At 65.8% G+C, this 17,745-nt stretch carries 13 protein-coding genes; 6 read left to right on the top strand and 7 right to left on the bottom strand.

Translation table 11 applies throughout. The annotated features are described in order from the left end of the window. Positions 1–8: 8 nt before the first annotated feature. Together aroB and HCZ97_RS04460 are read right to left on the bottom strand one after the other, a co-directional pair. A complete protein-coding gene (gene aroB, locus HCZ97_RS04465; protein WP_167687475.1) occupies positions 9–1,142 on the bottom strand; it encodes a 3-dehydroquinate synthase in 1,134 nt (377 codons plus the stop codon). Next, a complete protein-coding gene (locus tag HCZ97_RS04460; RefSeq protein ID WP_368484322.1) occupies positions 1,139–1,744 on the bottom strand; it encodes a shikimate kinase in 606 nt (201 codons plus the stop codon). The genes aroB and HCZ97_RS04460 overlap by 4 nt, the downstream gene beginning before the upstream one ends. Positions 1,745–1,773: 29 nt before the next feature. Here HCZ97_RS04460 and HCZ97_RS04455 point away from each other — a divergent pair, with 29 nt between their 5' ends. The 4 genes from HCZ97_RS04455 (at position 1,774) to HCZ97_RS04440 (ending at position 6,231) form a co-directional block, all read left to right on the top strand. After that, positions 1,774–1,962: a hypothetical protein gene (locus HCZ97_RS04455; protein WP_167687384.1), complete on the top strand. Its 189-nt coding sequence runs from the start codon at positions 1,774–1,776 to the stop codon at positions 1,960–1,962. After that, complete coding sequence (locus tag HCZ97_RS04450; protein WP_167687473.1) at positions 1,952–3,823, top strand: hypothetical protein; 1,872 nt, start codon at positions 1,952–1,954, stop codon at positions 3,821–3,823. Before HCZ97_RS04455 ends, HCZ97_RS04450 begins: the two co-directional genes overlap by 11 nt. Next, complete coding sequence (locus HCZ97_RS04445) at positions 3,823–4,836, top strand: tyrosine recombinase (RefSeq protein ID WP_167687472.1); 1,014 nt, start codon at positions 3,823–3,825, stop codon at positions 4,834–4,836. The genes HCZ97_RS04450 and HCZ97_RS04445 overlap by 1 nt, the downstream gene beginning before the upstream one ends. Before the next feature lie 78 nt (positions 4,837–4,914). Next, positions 4,915–6,231 (top strand): HlyC/CorC family transporter, encoded by a 1,317-nt coding sequence (locus HCZ97_RS04440; protein ID WP_167687471.1) that lies wholly within the window; start codon positions 4,915–4,917, stop codon positions 6,229–6,231. A 349-nt stretch (positions 6,232–6,580) separates the two neighbouring features. Here HCZ97_RS04440 and HCZ97_RS04435 read toward each other — a convergent pair whose 3' ends face one another. The 4 genes from HCZ97_RS04435 to HCZ97_RS04420 form a co-directional block, all read right to left on the bottom strand. After that, positions 6,581–7,771, bottom strand: a complete 1,191-nt coding sequence (locus HCZ97_RS04435; protein WP_167687470.1) for a DUF2254 domain-containing protein — start codon at positions 7,769–7,771, stop codon at positions 6,581–6,583. Positions 7,772–7,941: 170 nt separating this feature from the next. Further along, positions 7,942–9,303, bottom strand: coding sequence for a cytochrome P450 (locus HCZ97_RS04430; protein WP_167687469.1), 1,362 nt, complete (start codon positions 9,301–9,303; stop codon positions 7,942–7,944). Next, entirely contained in the window at positions 9,300–10,499 is a 1,200-nt protein-coding gene (locus HCZ97_RS04425; protein WP_368484319.1) for a hypothetical protein, read from the bottom strand. The genes HCZ97_RS04430 and HCZ97_RS04425 overlap by 4 nt, the downstream gene beginning before the upstream one ends. An 88-nt stretch (positions 10,500–10,587) precedes the next feature. Further along, complete coding sequence (locus tag HCZ97_RS04420; RefSeq protein ID WP_167687467.1) at positions 10,588–11,337, bottom strand: cytochrome c biogenesis CcdA family protein; 750 nt, start codon at positions 11,335–11,337, stop codon at positions 10,588–10,590. A gap of 389 nt (positions 11,338–11,726) precedes the next feature. On the opposite strand from HCZ97_RS04420, the gene katG reads away from it, so the two are divergent. Both katG and HCZ97_RS04410 read left to right on the top strand, forming a co-directional pair. Continuing rightward, entirely contained in the window at positions 11,727–13,892 is a 2,166-nt protein-coding gene (katG, locus tag HCZ97_RS04415; RefSeq protein WP_167687466.1) for a catalase/peroxidase HPI, read from the top strand. 113 nt (positions 13,893–14,005) lie between these two features. After that, on the top strand, positions 14,006–14,236 hold the full coding sequence (locus tag HCZ97_RS04410; protein WP_167687465.1) for a sulfurtransferase TusA family protein: 231 nt from the start codon (positions 14,006–14,008) through the stop codon (positions 14,234–14,236). Between the two features lie 119 nt (positions 14,237–14,355). Here the strand turns inward: HCZ97_RS04410 and HCZ97_RS04405 are convergent, their stop codons facing one another. Further along, positions 14,356–17,097, bottom strand: coding sequence for a ribonuclease E/G (locus HCZ97_RS04405; RefSeq protein WP_303048691.1), 2,742 nt, complete (start codon positions 17,095–17,097; stop codon positions 14,356–14,358). Between the last annotated feature and the right edge of the window lie 648 nt (positions 17,098–17,745).

The raw sequence follows: 17,745 nt of genomic DNA, 5'->3' as shown, positions 1-17,745 counted from the left end.
AGCCGCGCTCAGCGACGGGCGAGGGCCTCTTGCAGGACCTCAAGCACGCTATCGCGGGGCACATCGGCGGTGACGAAGGCCTCACCGATCCCGCGCGCCAGGATAAAGCGCAGCTGGCCATCGATCACCTTCTTGTCCTGCCCCATCAGCGCCAGCAGCGCTTCTGCATCGGGCAGCTCGCCGGGGATATCGGACAGGTCCACCTTCATGCCCATGTCGGACAGGTGGGCGCGCACGCGGCTGGGATCCTCCTGGGCACAAAGGCCCAGCCGGGCCGAAAGCTCGAAGGCCAGGGCACAGCCGATGGCAACCCCTTCGCCGTGCAGCAGCCGGTCGGAATAGCCCGTCGCGGCCTCAAGCGCATGGCCGAAGGTATGGCCCAGGTTCAGCAACGCGCGGTCGCCCTGCTCCGTCTCGTCGCGCGCAACGATCTCGGCCTTCATCTCGCAAGAGCGTTTGACGGCCATGACCCGGGCATGCATGTCGCCCGCCGCCAGTTTCGGACCCATGGCCTCTAGCCATTCAAAGAACAGGATATCGCCCAGCATCCCGTATTTGACGACCTCTCCATAGCCGGCCAGGAAATCGCGCGGCGCAAGGGTGGCCAGGATGCCGGTATCGGCCAGCACCAGGCTGGGCTGATGGAAGGCGCCGATCAGGTTCTTGCCCTGGGGCGCGTTGATGCCGGTCTTGCCCCCGACAGAGCTGTCGACCTGCGCCAGCAGCGTGGTGGGGATCTGCACGAAGCGCACGCCCCGGCGGAGCACGGCGGCGGCAAAGCCGGCCAGGTCCCCGATCACGCCGCCACCCAGGGCGACGATGACGTCAGATCGTTCGACCTTCTGTTCCAGCAGCCATTCCACCGCGCGGGTGAACTGCGGCCAGCCCTTGGTGGCTTCGCCGGCGGGCAGTGCGAGGGAGACCATTTCGATCCCCTCGGCGGCCAGGCCCTGCTCCAGCGTGGACAGGTGCAGCTGCGCCACGGTTTCATCGGTCAGCACCGCCACGCGCTTGCGCCGCAACAGGGGGGCCATGTGGCGGCCTGCCTCGGCCAGCAGGCCGGGACCGATCAGAATGTCATAGGCGCGCGCGCCCAGTTCGACGCGCAGGGACTCGCGCGGCTGATCCAGGACTTCGGTCATGCTTCTTCCTTTTCCAGCACATCGGGGCGGGTCAACAGAGAGGCGGCCACTCTCTTGGCCATCTCGTGGATGCTGCATCCCGGTTCAGAGGGCACACCCACATCGGCCAGCGCATAGACCGGCACCCGCTTTTCATAGAGCGCCTTCAGCGTGCCATAGGGGTCAGGCGTGCGCAGCAGCGGCCGGGTATCGCGGTGGCGCACCCGGTTCCACAACAGGTCCAGGTCCGCGTCCAGCCAGACGGAGAGCCCCCGGTCATGGATGATTTGGCGATTATCGGCATTCATGAAGGCCCCGCCCCCCGTGGACAGCACGCAGGGCTGACCGTCCAGCAGGCGGCCGATGACCTGGTATTCCTTCTGGCGAAAAAAGGCCTCTCCATCGCGGGAAAAGATCTCGGCCACGGACATGTTCGCGGCCTTTTCGATCTCTGCATCGGAATCGCGGAAGGGCACGTGCAGGACCTGGGCCAGGGCCCGGCCCACGGCACTCTTGCCCGCGCCCATCATGCCCACGAGGACGATCGTTTTCTTGAGGTTCCAGCTCATCGTTGTCGCGGCCCTCGGCGCCTGCCTGCCTTTTCCCGAATTTCTCGTCTGAATGACGTGATCTTGCGTGAAAGGCCAGCTATATGATGGGCAAAACCAAAAGGAAATGGGGCGACATCTTCATGCTGAGCATAATCAAGTGGCTGGTATATCTGCTGATCCTCGCCGGAATCGCGCTGGTCGCCTATGCATATGTCGGTCCATTCCTTGGTGTGGATTTCGCCCCGCCCACCCAGGAAATCACCACGCCGCTGACACTTGATGTCGAATGACAGGCTGAACCTCCTGCGCCGCCTCTGCGCGGCGAGCGTCCTTGCGGCGCTGCCCGCCCTGCCCGCTCTTGCGCAGGACGACGGCCCTGACTTGCGCGGATTGTCCGGCGGGCTGGAGCTTCTGCCCGGCACGGGACTGATGGACCGGCGCGACGGCGCAGGGACGCCAGGCGAAAACTCCGGGGCAATCGCGCAGGTGTCGCCCCCGCGACAGGCCGCACCGTCTTCCAATGCGGTACGCCGGCCCGCCGGCAACGCACCAGCCGCGCGGCAGGTGCGCTCCTCTGATGTTCCGGCGGCGGCAAAGCCGCTCTCGGCCATCGAATGGCTGGACAGTCGCCCCTCGGATCGGGTGATTGCACCTGGCATCGCCCCCGGCGCGCCGCAGGGCTCCGCCCCGCTCTCCGTTGGTCTGCCGAACTACGATCCCGGCCGCCGCGCACCGGCGCCCGAAGAGCCCCCCGTCACCAACAGTGCGGGCATCCCCCAGGTGAGCACCCGCCGCCTCGAAGAGGCCGGGGCCACCACCGTCGGCCTGCTGCCCACCACCGTCACCGGCCTGCCCGTCACGCTCTGGCAAGGGGCTGACAGCCGCGAGCTGGCGCGCCAGATCACCGCGCTGGACGTGGATAGTGCGCCCGCCATGCAGGAGCTGCTCTTCATGCTGCTTCTGGCCGAGGCAGAGCCGCCCGCCTCGGACGGCGAAGACCGGCTGCTGCGCGCCCGGATCGCCAAGTTGCGCGCCCTGGGGGCCGTGGATCCCGCGCTGGCGCTGATCACCCTGGCCGGGCCGGACCGCAGCAAGGCGCTGTTTTCGGACTGGTTCGACCTGTCGCTGATCGCCGGGGATGAAACCGACGCCTGCGAGGTGATGATCGACCGGCCTGAGCTGGCACCGGATCACGCGTCGCGGATCTTCTGCCTGGCGCGGGCACAGGACTGGGCCACGGCGGCGCTGATCCTGGACACGGCGACCGCGCTTGGCGGCTTCGGGCCGGACCAGGAACGCCTGCTGACCCGCTTCATGCTGGATGACCTGGATGACGGCGCCGTCCCCATGCCGCCGCCACCCGTGGTCACGCCGCTTCTGTTCCGCCTGTCCGAAGGGATCGGGGAACCGCTGCCCACCTCTTCGCTGCCCCGCGCCTTCGCGGTCTCTGACCTGCGCGGCCTCAGCGGCTGGAAGGCCCAGCTAGAGGCCGCCGAACGGCTGGCCGCCACCGGCGCGATCTCCGGCAACCGGCTTCTTGGCATCTATTCAGAGGGACGCCGGGCGGCCTCTGGCGGGATCTGGGACCGGGTCGATGCGATCCAGACCCTGGACCGGGCGCTGAATGCGCCGGGCGATCGCCGCGCGGCCGTCCTGAAGGCCCTTCCGGGCGCCTGGCAGGCCGCCACGGAGGTCGAGCTTGAAGTGCCCTTTGCCCAGATCTACGGCGAACGGCTGGCAGAGTTCGCCGACGCCCCGGGCACGGCCGGCAACATCGCCTTCCGCGCCGCCCTCCTGGCGCCCGAACCCGCGATCCAGGCAGACACGCTTGCCCCACGCGGGGCCGAAGGCGCCTTCCTCCTGGCGCTCGCCGCCGGCAAACCGCAGGACGCCCGGCCCTACAACCGCGCCTCGGATGCGGTGGCGCGGGGCTTTGATCCCTCCACCCGGCCGCCCGCGCGCATCCTCTCGCTTCTCAACGAGGGCCGTTTGGGAGAGGCGATCCTGGTCGCCATGCGCCTTTACGGCAATGCCATGGAGGGCGAGATGAAGGATGCAGAGGCCGCCCTGGCCGGTTTCCGCGCCATGGGGCTTGAGGAAACGGCCCGCCGTGGCGCGCTGCAACTGCTGCTGCTGGAACGGCGCGGCTGATGGCCGATCCGGTGCCCGAAGACCGCTGGCTGCCCGCTTTCCTGGATGCCCAGGCGGCAGAGGCCGGCGCGGCGCGCAACACCCTGCTGGCCTATGGCCGCGACCTGAAGGACACACGCGACTGGCTGACGGGCAAGGGCAAGGGCTGGCAGACCGCCACCCAGGGCGATGTGGAGGGCTACCTGGTCTTCTGCGATGCCCAGGGGCTGTCCCGCGCCACCCGTGCGCGGCGCCTTTCGGCCATCCGCCAGCTCTACCGCTTCGCCTTCGAGGAGGGCTGGCGTGACGACAACCCGGCCATCCGCATCAAGGGACCGGGCCGCGCGCGCAGCCTGCCCCAGACCCTCACCACGGACGAGGTCGACCGCCTGTTGACGGCGGCCCGCGACATCGGGCGCACGCCTGCCGACCAGCTGCGCAACACCTGCCTTGTCGAGCTGCTCTATGCTACCGGAATGCGGGTGACAGAGCTGGTCACCCTGCCCGTCTCCGCCGCCCGTGGCCGGCCAGAGATGCTGCTGGTGCAGGGCAAGGGCGGGCGCGAACGGCTGGTGCCGCTGTCGATGCCGGCACAGGATGCGCTGGCGTCCTGGTTGGCCGAACGCGACGCGGCCCAGGAGGTGGCGCGCCTTGCCGGCAAGCCGCCTTCGCGCTTTCTCTTCCCCTCGCGCTCGCGCGAAGGGCACCTGACCCGGCATCGCTTTTACCTGCTGATCAAGGAAATCGCGCTAGCCGCGGGCGTCTCTCCGGACCGGGTGACGCCGCACCGTCTGCGCCATGCCTTCGCCACCCACCTGCTGGCCAACGGCGCCGATCTGCGCGCCATCCAGACCCTGCTGGGGCACGCGGACCTCACCACCACGGAAATCTACACTCATGTGCTGGAAGACCGCCTGAAGGAGCTGGTGGAAGACAACCACCCGCTCAACCGCCCCCCGCCGCAGGACATCCCCGCGCCGGACCCCGATGACGGCGCCGTGAACCCCCCTGCGCCGGACCATGGCAAGGCTTGAAACCCGCCGGGGCTGACCCCATAACCGCTGGAACACAGGGGCCTTTCCGGCCCGCCAATCAAGAGGGCCTGAAGGCATATGGACTCCGGTATCGAACTGACATTCTGGATCACCGCCGGGGCGATCCTGTTACTTCTGGTCTGCTCTGCCTTCTTCTCGGGCTCCGAAACCGCGCTGACGGCGGCCTCGCGTGGGAAACTGCGCGCGCTGGCGGACAAGGGATCGCGCGGCGCACAGCGCGCGCTGACGATTACAGAGGACAACGAACGCCTGATCGGCTCCGTCCTGCTGGGCAACAACCTGGTCAACATCCTGGCGACCTCGCTCACCACCTCCCTGTTCACGGCGCTGTTCGGGGACAGCGGCGTGGCCCTGGCGACGCTGGTCATGACGCTGCTGGTGCTGATCTTCGCGGAAGTGCTGCCCAAGACATACGCGATTACCAATGCCGAGGCCGCGGCCTCTTCCGTGGCAGCACCCATCGCCATCTGCATTCGCGTCTTCTCTCCTGTCGTCTCGGCAGTGCGCCTTCTGGTGCGCGCGGTGCTGCGCGTCTTCGGCGTGCGGATCGACCCGGACAGCCACATCCTGGCCGTGCGAGAGGAAATCGCCGGCGCGCTCCACCTGGGCCATTCCGAGGGGATCGTGGAAAAGGAAGACCGCGACCGCATCCTGGGTGCGCTGGACCTGAGCGACCGGACCGTCGAAGAGATCATGCTGCACCGCTCCCGGATCGAGACGATCAATGCCGATGACAGCCCGCAGGACATCCTGACCCACTGCCTGAAATCGAACCACACCCGCATCCCCGTCTTCCAGGACGAGCCGGAGAACATCATCGGCATCCTGCACGCCAAGGACCTGCTGCGCTCGATCTATTCCCTGCGCCAGGTGGATACGCCGCGCAGCGAGGCGCTGAAGGATTTCAAGCTTTCCGACGTGATGATGCAGCCCTACTTCGTGCCCGAAACCACGACGCTGGACGAACAGATGCGCCAGTTCCTGAGGCTGAAGACGCACTTCGCGCTGGTGGTGGATGAATATGGCTCACTCCAGGGTCTGATCACCCTGGAAGACATCCTGGAAGAGATCGTGGGCGAGATCACCGATGAACACGACCCCGCCGCACCCGAGGAGATCGTGCGCAAGGGATCGGATGGCCAGTACATCGTCGATGGCGCGATGACGATCCGCGACCTCAACCGGGCGATGGAATGGACCCTGCCGGATGAAGAGGCCAATACCATCGCCGGCCTTGTGATCCACGAGGCCCAGATGATCCCCACCGTGGGCCAGGTCTTTGCCTTCCACGGCTTCCGCTTCGAGGTCACGGCGCGCAAGGACAACCGCATCACCCGCCTGAAGATCCGCCCTCTGCCGCCGCCCCTGCTGTAAGCGAGGGGCTGGGGCTGACTTTCCCAGCGATCGGGTTGGGATCGCAATGCGCTGACGTATGGTAAGCTAGGCGACGACGGCCTAGAGTCGGTCGGTCGCCCCGGTTTCGCAACCTAGCCTCGGCAAGCTCGCGAGATGGAATCCTGCTCAAACGGGCAGAGCGAACCGTCCTCACCCAACCGGCGCCGAGCAGTTCTCCACGAAGAAGCCTCGGTTTACGCCTTTCGTGGTTTCAAACCATACCAGAGCGAATGGAGTTAGTCGCCGTTCCACGCCGACCTGTTCCATACGTCAGCGTTCGGAACCCGTGCCCCTCAGCAATTGATCACTTGGCGGCCCCCCAAGTCGGTCAGGCCGCCTCACCTTCCTTCCAGCTGGCATGCAGCGCCCGTGTCGCGGCGGCAATGACTGGATCGGGATGGTGTGACAAGGCCCCCATGACCTCGGCCACAGGCGTCTGAAGCTCCAGCATCCCCGCACCATCACGCAGCAGGGGCGCAAAGGCCCGCCGGATCATCTCCTCCCGGTCCAGGGCCGGCACGTAAAGACGGTCATGCTGAAGCTCATGCCCCCGCCCGTCCATCGGCTCGTCGAAGCTCATGAGCACACGGGTCATGCGGCGCAGCATGTCGACCGCCGTACCGGGATCGTTGACCGAAGGCGACAGCGCCCGCACGCCGATCTCGGACAGGCTGATGAAGCCGAATTCCGGATCCTGGGTGAAATTGCGCAGCTCGCTGATCTCGATGTTCTCGCGCAGGGCGCGCAGCAAATCCTCGTTCTGGCTGTCTATCCGCGCCAGCAGCTGGCCGCGCACCACGAAAGCACCGACAGGCTGCATCAGCCAGATGTGACCCCCGGCCTTCTTCGCGGCATCCTGCAGCAGGTCCTGGTAAATCTGGGTGACATAGCCGGTATCGGTGGCCGCCACGTCGATACATTGATCGGGGACCTCTGCCGGCTTCAGCGGATGCGCCCCGAGCGAGGGGTAACGGGCCCGGATATGAAAAGCGGTCTGCGTGCGCCCCTCCAGCGTCTCCGCCGTACCGATCAGGCTGCCGAAAAGCTCAAGATGGGAAATCCAACGGATGATCGCGGCGACAATCAGCAGGACGACCAGGATCGTCATGGCGAACAGCACCACGATCCCGGTGGTGTCGAACAGGTCCATCTCGCGCAGGATGATCGCCAGAAGCGCGTAGAGGTAGGCCCCCACGAAGGTCGCCAGGACCGTGTGGGTCGTGGTGTCCTCCAGCAGAACCTGGTGGGCGCGCGGCGTCCAGAGGGACATGACATTGCGATGCGCTGCCGTCATCGCGGTCAGCGAAAAGGTGGTTACCGCCAGCATGGAGTTGGCGATGACGGATAGGATGCGATCCACGGCCTCTGCCCCCACCAGCCCGTCAAGACCGATGGGAATGAGCTGGCCCATCAGCTTGGTCAGCCCCACCGCCAGCACCGCCAGCGCCGCGATCAGCAGCACCCGCACCACGAGCCGGCGCGAGAATTCATGGATTTTTCGCAATAGTGACGGCAGCATGGGCGTTCTCCTTCAGGCGCCTGAACCTAACCCATTTTGCCGCCCGGCCAAGGCATTCCGACCCTCTTGCCGTCTTAAACCTTCCAATGCCTCCGGCGGGAGTTTTTCGGCAAGAAGAAAGCAGGACCGGTCCCCTTCTTCTTGCCGGCAAACTCCGGGGGAGCCTCGCGTCAGCGAGGCGGGGGCAGCGCCCCCTCTGCCCTGCGGACCAGGCGCAGCCGGATGCCGTTTTCGCTGCGCACCGTCAGGTGGGCCACAGGGCGCGGGATGTCATCGGGTATCGCCTCCAGCCGATAGTCTCTCAGGATTGCGGCCAGGATCAGCACGCCTTCGATCATGGCAAAGCCCGCGCCGGGGCAGACGCGGGGGCCCGCGGAGAAGGGCATGTAAGCCTCTCGCTGGCACTGGCGGCCGTTGTCGGTCTGCCAGCGGGCGGGGTCGAAGCCATCGGGGTTGTCCCAGAGCTTGCCGTGGCGATGCAGGTGCCAGGGGCTCAGCACGATCTGCGCGCCCTTCCGGATGGCGCGCTTGCGGAAGGTTTCCGCGCGGGTGGTTTCACGCACCATCATCGGCACCGGCGGATAGAGGCGCAGCGCCTCGCGGTAGACATCGCGGATCAGGCGCAGGCGGGAGAGGGCTGCGAAATCGACCGGCCCTGCGGCCTCTGCTGCACATTTCTCCTGCCAGTCGGGATGGGTGGCCAGCAGGTAAAGCGCCCAGGACAGGGAGGAAGCGCTGGTCTCATGCCCCGCAAGGAAGAAGATCGCCACCTGGTCCACCATCTCGGGGGAGTCGAAGAGCGCGCCTGTTTCGGGGTCCGCGGTGGTCATGATCTTGGTCGCCAGGTCATTGGGCGCCGTGCCGGCGGCAATGCGCGCCTGGCGGTCTTCGGTGAGCCGGGTCAGCAGGTCGCGGATGCGGCGGGCATTGGCGCGGGTCTCTCGCCGGAACAGGCGCGGAAAGATCCGCGGCAGTGGCAGCAGGGCGGCGAGGTTCAGGATCGGCTGGCTGCGCTGGTAGGCGCGGAAGGACTGGAAGACATCGCGGGCAAGGTCATCGGTGATCGGGATCGAGAACAGCGTGCGAAAGATCACGTCCGCCGTGGCATGGCTCATCTCCTCCTCGATCTCCGTGACGCCCGGGGACAGGCGGGCCACGCACTCCGCCGCGGCGGCCTGCATGGCCGGGAAGCTCTCTCGCAGGCGCCCGCCTTCGAAGGCGGGATCGATGATGCGCCGCTGGCGCTGCCATTGCGCGCCGTTGGTGACGAAGACGCTTTGGCCCAGCAACGGCCGCAGGCCTTCGCTGACCCGGTCGGACTTGGGAAAATCCTGTGGGCGTTGCTTCAGCACCAGCTGCACCAGGTCGGGCTGGTTGACCAGGTAGGAGCGGAAGAAGGGCGTGCGGAACTCTGCCATCCAGGCGCGGTAGAGCCGCTCCGGCTGGGCCGACAGGATATCGCGCCGGAACAGCCGGGCATAGCGCAGAAGCCCTACCCGCCCTTCGCGGCTTGGCGGTTTCGGCGGTGTCATGGGCGCACCGAGGTATGGCGGTTCACTGGGCGGGTGATCCGGCTCTTGGACGGCGCAAGTCCTGCGAACCGCGCGCGCAGGCTCTGCGGCCCTGCCGTGACGCGGAAGTAATCATAGGCGCCGGGCCGGTCGAAGGCGCAGAGGTACTGGAAATGCAGCCGGAAGAAGCGCCAGCGCAGGGCCTTCCAGCGCTCCGGGCTGAGGGTCTGGGTGAAGGCCGCCGACAGGATCAGCGGGGCGCATTGCCCTTCCGTAGCGACGCCGCTGACGCCTGCGGGGTCACACAGCGCAAAGGCGCAGCCATCGCCCGGCGCGCTGACGTCCAGCCAGAAGATCCGCCTCTGCGCGGACAGATAGGCCAGGTCCGCCCGCAGCCGTCCGGCCTTGGGCAGGAAAGAGACCATCGGCACCACCTGCCCCAGCGACAGGAAGGACAGCTCCGGCCCGGTTTCGGGCAGCTGATCGGCGCGAAGAAGATCGGACAGGACAGAGATCGCAAGATGCGCGCCGGAGCTGTGGCCGACCACCAGCACCTCATCCCAGTCCTGTGTCAGCGCCTCTGCGATGAGGGCGCGGAACTCGGTCATGCGCTGCTCCAGCGCCGGCGGGTTGCCCCCGCGCGCCTGCGCCGAGAAGCTGTAATCATGCATCAGGTAATAGGCGAACCAGCGGTTGTCACGCTTGCGGAACCAGGTCAGCACTGCCGGGATGACCGCCAGCGCCGCCAGCCAACCGGGCCAGCCGATCACCGCCGCCGCCCCTGCCCCCGCGGCCCAGCCGAGGCCAAGCGCCAGTGCCAACTGCCCCAGCAGGAAGCCCACCGGGTAAAGGGCGGCGATCACCGGCCCCTTGCGCAGGCGCATCAGCCGGAACAGCGCACCACTGGCGATATAGACCCAGGCCGTGCGGCACAGCGCCAGGTAGGTCGCCGCGATGGAGGAGCCCATGCTGTCGCGCACGATGTCGGTCCAGACCAGGACAGAGACATCGGCTGCGACCTCTGCCCCCTCCATCCGGCCCGTGAGGCGCCAGCCATACGGGTCGTCCTGCCCTTTTGCAGCGGGTTTTCCGGCCAGGGTGACCTCGTACCCGCTGATCGCCGCCTGCGCGGCGGCCTCCTTGCGGAAAAGCTCGCGGTAGCGGCGCGGATGGATCGGATCAAAGCCGGGAATGTAGAACACCTTACGGCGTGCCACTGTCCTCTGGGCCTGACTCTCCGCGCTCACCTGCACCTCCGTTTTTCGGTCATAGCAGGGTAAAGGCTAACCACCCGAAGGTTAAGCACTATCCAAGCACGGCGAGGCCGGGGAAGCTTTCCAGCAACCAGTAGGAGAAGCGAGAGAACCCGCCGGTCAGCATCAGCAGGCCGATGGTCCAGAGCAAGAGGCCCATGAGCCGCTCGATCGCTTCCATGTGGCGCTTGATCCAGGACATGGTGCCGGTGAGGCGCGGCAGGAAGGCCGCGACCAGCAGGAAGGGAATGCCCAGTCCTGCCGCGTAGACCGCCAGCAGCAGCATGCCCCGGCTGACCGAGGCTTCAGAAGCTGCCAGCGACAGGATCGCGCCCAGTTGCGGGCCGATGCAGGGCGTCCAGCCAAAGGCGAAGGCCAGCCCCAGGATATAGGCGCCAAAGGCGGTGCCGCCCTGGTCGCCCGCGTCCAGCCGGGCCTCTCTGTTCAGGAAGCTGATGCGCAGGATGCCCAGGAAATGCAGCCCGAAGACCATCACGACGATCCCGGCGATGGTGTTGAACCAGCCCTGGTAGCTCAGGAAGACGGCGCCAAGCGCAGAGGCCGCGAACCCCAGCAGCAGGAAGACCGTCGACAGCCCCAGCACGAAGAAGACCGCCGGCAGCAGCGCCTTGCCGCGTGACCCGCTGCGCCCCAAGTCCGCCATGCTGACCCCGGACATATAGGCCAGGTAAGGCGGCACGATGGGCAGCACGCAGGGGCTGAGGAATGAAATGACACCGGCCAGGGCCGCCACCAACATCGCGGGCAGAAGCGCCGCATCCATGATCTCGATTCCAAACATGGCCAAGCCATATACGCCGCCGCCCGCGCCGTCACCGGGTAAGGCTGTCACAGGGCTTTCACAGCCGCGTGTGACCCTTGCCTGCCACGCCTGCGGTCCGCGCCGGCGGCAGGAAAACGCCGCGAAACCCGTCCCGCCAAGACAGAAGGCCCGGTCCCGTGGCAGGATCGAAACAACTCTGAGTCGCTACGGGTTCGGGGCACAATCGCATCAAGGGGGATTTCGATAACCTTGCCTTATGGAATTCTTCTGAATTTTGAATTTCTTTCTATGCGAAGCCTTTGTTAGAACCATTACAAGGACGCGGCAGACCGGGGGCACAGGATAGGCCCCGGCGGCTTTGTCGCCCGTCCAGGACAGATCAACGCATCAACCACCGGGAGGACAAGATGGACGGAAACGACATGGACAATGGGGGCAAATGCCCAGTGATGCACGGTGGCATGACCAGCACGGGATCCTCCGTGACCAGCTGGTGGCCCAACGGGCTCAACCTCGACATCCTGCACCAGCAGGACACCAAGACCAATCCGATGGGCCCCGACTTCGATTACCGCGAGGCGCTCAAGACCCTGGATGTGGAGGCGCTGAAGGCCGACCTGCGTGAGCTGATGACCACCAGCCAGGACTGGTGGCCGGCCGACTGGGGTTCCTACGTGGGCATGTTTGCCCGCGTCGCTTGGCATGCGGCGGGGTCCTACCGGCTGGCCGATGGCCGCGGTGGCGCCGGCACCGGCAACCAGCGCTTCGCGCCGCTGAACTCCTGGCCCGACAACGTCAACACCGACAAGGGCCGCCGCCTGCTCTGGCCGATCAAGAAGAAATACGGCAACGCGATTTCCTGGGCGGACCTGATGATCCTCTCTGGCACCATCGCCTATGAGGTCGCGGGCCTGAAGACCTTTGGCTTCGCCTTCGGTCGCGAAGACATCTGGCATCCCGAAAAGGACGTCTACTGGGGCGCGGAAAAGGAATGGCTGGCGCCCTCTGACGAACGCTACGACGACGTGGACAGCCCCGAGTCCCTCGAAAATCCGCTCTCTGCCGTGCAGATGGGCCTGATCTACGTGAACCCCGAAGGGGTGAACGGCAAGCCGGACCCGATGAAGACCGCGGCCATGATCCGCGAAACCTTCGCCCGCATGGCCATGAATGACGAGGAAACCGCCGCCCTGACCGCCGGTGGCCATACCATCGGCAAGAGCCACGGCAACGGCAATGCGGATGATCTGTCCGCCGATCCCGAAGGCGCGGACCTGGAATTCCAGGGCATCGGCTGGATGAACACCAAGGGGCGCGGCGTGGGCCGTGACACCGTGGTCTCCGGCATCGAAGGTGCCTGGACCAAGCACCCCACCAAGTGGGACATGGGCTGGTTCGACATGCTCTTCGGCCATGAATGGGAGCTGACGACCTCGCCCGCCGGGGCCAACCAGTGGAAGCCCGTCGACATCAAGGAAGAGGACATGCCCGTCGACGTGGAAGACCCGTCGATCAAGTGCATGCCGATGATGACCGATGCCGACATGGCGATGAAGGTCGATCCGGCCTACAACGCTATCTGCCAGAAGTTCATGGCCGATCCGGAGTATTTCTCGGACACCTTCGCGCGGGCCTGGTTCAAGCTGACCCACCGCGACATGGGCCCCAAGGCGCGCTACATCGGCCCTGATGTCCCGCAAGAGGACCTGATCTGGCAGGATCCGGTGCCCGAGGGCCCGGAGAACTACGATATCGGCAACCTCAAGGCGCGCATCGCCGACTCCGGCCTGTCCGTGGCAGAGCTGGTCTCTACCGCCTGGGACAGCGCGCGCACCTTCCGTGGCTCTGACATGCGCGGCGGGGCCAATGGTGCCCGTATTCGCCTGGCGCCGCAAAAGGACTGGGAGGCCAATGAGCCCGCCCGTCTGGCCAAGGTGCTTTCCGTGCTGGAGCCGCTGGCGGCCAATGCAGGGGCCTCCGTGGCCGACACCATCGTGCTGGCCGGCAACGTCGGCGTGGAGATGGCGGCCCGCGAAGCCGGGTTCGAGATCATCCTCCCCTTCACCCCGGGCCGGGGCGACGCCACGGATGAGATGACCGATGCGGACAGCTTCGACGTCCTGGAACCGGTGGCCGATGGCTTCCGCAACTACCAGAAGAAGGACTACGTGGTCAGCCCGGAGGAAATGCTGCTGGATCGCGCGCAGCTTCTGGGTCTGACGGCGGCGGAAATGACCGTGCTGGTCGGTGGCATGCGGGCCATGGGCGCGAACTACGACGGCAGCGCCAAGGGCGTCTTCACCGACACCCCGGGCGCCCTGACGCAGGACTTCTTCGTCACCCTGACGGACATGGCCAACAGCTGGGTGCCCACGGGCCGCAACAGCTACGACATCAAGGACCGCACCAGCGGCACGGTGAAGTACACGGCCAGCCGCGTCGACCTGGTCTTCGGCTCCAACTCCGTGTTGCGCGCCTATTCCGAGGTCTACGCTCAGGACGACAATACCGCGAAATTCGTTCTCGATTTCGCGGCGGCCTGGACCAAGGTGATGGAAGCCGATCTGTTCTGATCCCGGCAACCCCGGACAATCCGACAGACAAGAAGGGGCCCCACGGGGCCCCTTTTCACTTGCCGCGCACTTGGGCTGGACAGGCCCGGCCCGCCTGCCCTATGCCTTGCCTCATGAAGATCACGGAAGAGATTGACGCGCGCGGATTGCGCTGCCCCCTGCCGGTGCTGCGCGCCCAGAAGCGCCTGCGCGACCTTGCGCCGGGCACTTGCCTGCGCCTGCTGGCCGATGATCCGATGGCGCAGATCGACCTGCCCCATTTCTGCCACGAAAGCGGTCATGAGCTGCTGTCCTCGCAACAGGACGGCGCCACCCATGTCTTCTTGATCCGCAAACCCGCCTGAGCCTTTTCGCGCGCGCCGTTCGAGCCACCGCGCGCCCCAAAGAAAAACGCGCCCCCGGGAAGGTCCCGAAGGCGCGTTCTTTTGTTTCTCAGGCTCCGGGCTTTGCCGTGGCTGCGGCCTTAGCCGCGCGACCACCAGCCGCGCCGCTTGGGCTTGTCGTCCGGCTCGCTCTCCTGCGCCGGCGCGGTGTCTGCCATGGCAGGCTGCGGCTCCGGCTTGGGTTCAGGCTTCGGCTCCGGCTTTTCTTCGGCCACCGCTTCCGCCTGGGCGGCTTCGGGCTCTGCCTCGGCTTGCGCTGCAACCGGCGTTTGCTCGGCTGCGGGGGCTTCCGCTTTCGGCTCTTCGGCAGGCGTTGCGACCTCGGCGACTGCGGGGGCCTCTTCCTTGGCCTCCGCGACCGGTGTTTCCGCGACCTGGGTTTCCTCGGCCGGCGTTTGTGCCGCGGCCTCTACCGGAGCAGGCATTTCTTTCGCGGGCTGCTCGGCCTTGGCCTCTTCAGCTGCGGGCTCTGCCTTGGGCGCGTCGGCTTTGGCGTCTGCCGGGGCCTCTGCCTTGGCCGCTTCCGGCGCAGCCGCTTCTGCTGCGACCTTCTGGGCCTCCTTCGGCGCGTCAGCCTTGGAAGATTTCTCCTCCGCCGCATCGCTGTCCGAGGAGTGATCGGACCCGTTCATCGAATCGTCGCCAGAACCGTTGTCGGACATGTTGTCATCGCCCGATCCGCCCTTCTTCCGCCGCCGCCGGCGGCGACGCCGCTTCGGCTTGGGCTGGTCGTCGTTGCGCTCGGACTGGCCCTGGGGCTCGGACCGGGTTTCGGATTTCGCCTCTTCCCGGCTCTCCTCGACCTCGGGGGTGGCGTCCTGGACCTCGTCGTCGATGTCTTCCATCAGCGATGCATCGACCGAAACCACCGGAGCGGCTTCGGAAACGCGGCGCGTCGCGGTCTTGAACTTCTCCATCTCGAAGTCCGGCGACACGATATGCGGCTCACCCTCGATCCGCACGGCCATGCCGTAGCGGGCCTCGATCTGGGCGACATGTTCGCGCTTCTGGTTCATCAGGTAGTTGGCGATGGCCACCGGCGCCTTGATCAGCACTTCACGGGTCCGACGGCGGGTGCCCTCTTCCTCGATCTGGCGCAGGATGTTCAGCGCGACGTTGTCGTCGGACCGGATCAGGCCCGTGCCATGGCAATGCTGACAGGGCTGGGTCGTGGCTTCCAACATGCCCGGACGCAGACGCTGGCGCGACATCTCCATCAGGCCGAAGCCGGAGATACGGCCAACCTGGATGCGCGCGCGGTCGGTCTTCAGCTTGTCCTTCATCCGTTTTTCAACGGCCAGGTTGTTCTTGCGCTCGTCCATGTCGATGAAGTCGATGACGATCAGACCGGCAAGGTCACGCAGACGCAGCTGGCGCGCCACCTCTTCGGCGGCCTCCAGGTTGGTCTTGGTCGCGGTCTCCTCGATGGAGCCTTCCTTGGTCGCCCGGCCGGAGTTCACGTCGATCGCAACCAGCGCCTCGGTGATCCCGATGACGATGTAGCCACCCGATTTCAGCTGCACGGTCGGGTTGAACATGCCCGACAGGTAGCTTTCCACCTGGAAGCGCGCGAAGAGCGGCAGCTGCTCGGTGTAATGCTTCACGTTCTTGGCGTGGGACGGCATGATCATCTTCATGAAGTCCTTGGCGTTGCGGTAACCGCGTTCGCCTTCCACCAGAACTTCGTCGATCTCGCGGCTGTAAAGGTCGCGGATCGAGCGTTTGATCAGGTCGCCCTCTTCATAGATCTTCGCGGGCGCAATGCTTTTCAGCGTCAGCTCGCGGATCTGTTCCCAGAGGCGCTGCAGGTATTCGTAGTCGCGCTTGATCTCGGACTTTGTGCGCTGTGCGCCGGCCGTCCGCACGATCAGACCGGCGCCCGAGGGCACGTCGATCTCGTTGGCGATCTCTTTCAGCTTCTTGCGGTCCGCGGCATTGGTGATCTTGCGGGAGATGCCGCCACCGCGTGCGGTGTTGGGCATCAGCACGCAGTAACGACCGGCCAGGCTGAGGTAGGTGGTCAAGGCCGCGCCCTTGTTGCCGCGCTCTTCCTTGACGACCTGCACCAGAAGGATCTGGCGCACCTTGATGACTTCCTGGATCCGGTAGCGCTTGGGCCGGGGCTTGCGCGGCGGGCGGATGTCTTCGTGGTCATCGTCATCCGCAACAGATTCGATCTCGCTGTCCTTGGACTTGGCGTCGCGCCGCTTGGGGGTGTCGTCCTCGTCCTCGTCGGACTCATCGTCGTCCGAGCTGTCCATGGCGTCATCGCCAGAGGCACCGGGCTCTTCCACGGGCGTATCGCGCACCGTCTCCATCGGAGAGCTGCCCTCTTCGACGTCATCGCCCTCGTCCAGGTCGATGGTCTCCATGCCGTCGATCTGCTTGGCGTCCTTGGCCTGCGCCTCGCCTCCTTCAGGAACCTCCTGAGTGACGACCGCATCCTCGGAAGAGGTCTCCTGCGCCTTGGGCTTGGCCCGCGAACGGGACCGCCGCTTGGGCTTGGGTTTCTCGTCTTCCTCGTCCTTGGCCTTCATGGCCTCGGCATAGGCGCGCTCTTCCTCCATCAGGGCCTCACGGTCCGCGACGGGGATCTGGTAGTAATCGGGATGGATTTCCGAAAAGGCCAGGAAGCCGTGGCGATTGCCGCCGTAATCGACGAAAGCCGCCTGAAGCGAAGGTTCTACCCGCGTGACCTTTGCAAGGTAGATATTGCCGGCAAGCTGGCGCCGGTTTTCTGATTCAAAGTCGAACTCCTCGACCTTGTTTCCGTCCACGACGACCACGCGGGTTTCTTCCGCATGGGTCGCATCGATAAGCATTTTCTTTGCCATGATAACCAATTGCGCGGCATGAACGCCCCCGTCCCCGGAGTGACCCAGGGGGCCCGCCCGGTGGAGCGAGGGATTTCATGACGCGACTGTCAGGGGCGATGAGTGCGGCGGATATGGCAGCGTCGCGGGCGCCGCTTCCGGCGCCTCCCGTGGCTGTCTCGATCCTCGCACGCCTCATCGCGTTTCTTCTCCGACGGTGCTGTACCCGCCCGGTGGACCCTTTTCGGGTCCTGTCCGGTACGGTCGCCCGCCCATTTCAAACCGGTCCATTTCGAAGCTGTGTGCCACGGGAATGTCCGGCAAGTGCGAAACCCGTAAACGGGTTCAATAGGTCCGAAGCCAAGGGCCTCTATGGGCCAACCCGGATCCGGTAAAACTCTCTCGATCCTTCATAGGGACCGTCTTATGAACATAAGGTGCATACGGCAGCGCTGACAATGGCGAAAATTCATCTTTCCGCGATGCGGCCCTGTTTTTCGCGCCCATACGGCGATTTGACAGAGCTTTGTCTGCGATTTGCCTGAGTTTTCTCAGTTTTTGGGCGCTGGCGCCCACTGAAAAGAATGTGGAACTTTCAGGCAATTCGGCCTGTCCGCCACCAAATAGCCCCCGCAGCGCGCCCAATCCGGCCCCATC

The organism is Pseudooceanicola sp. HF7, from assembly GCF_011806405.1.
Classification (GTDB): Bacteria; Pseudomonadota; Alphaproteobacteria; order Rhodobacterales; family Rhodobacteraceae; genus Pseudooceanicola.
This window is presented reverse-complemented; position numbering and strand designations above follow the sequence as displayed.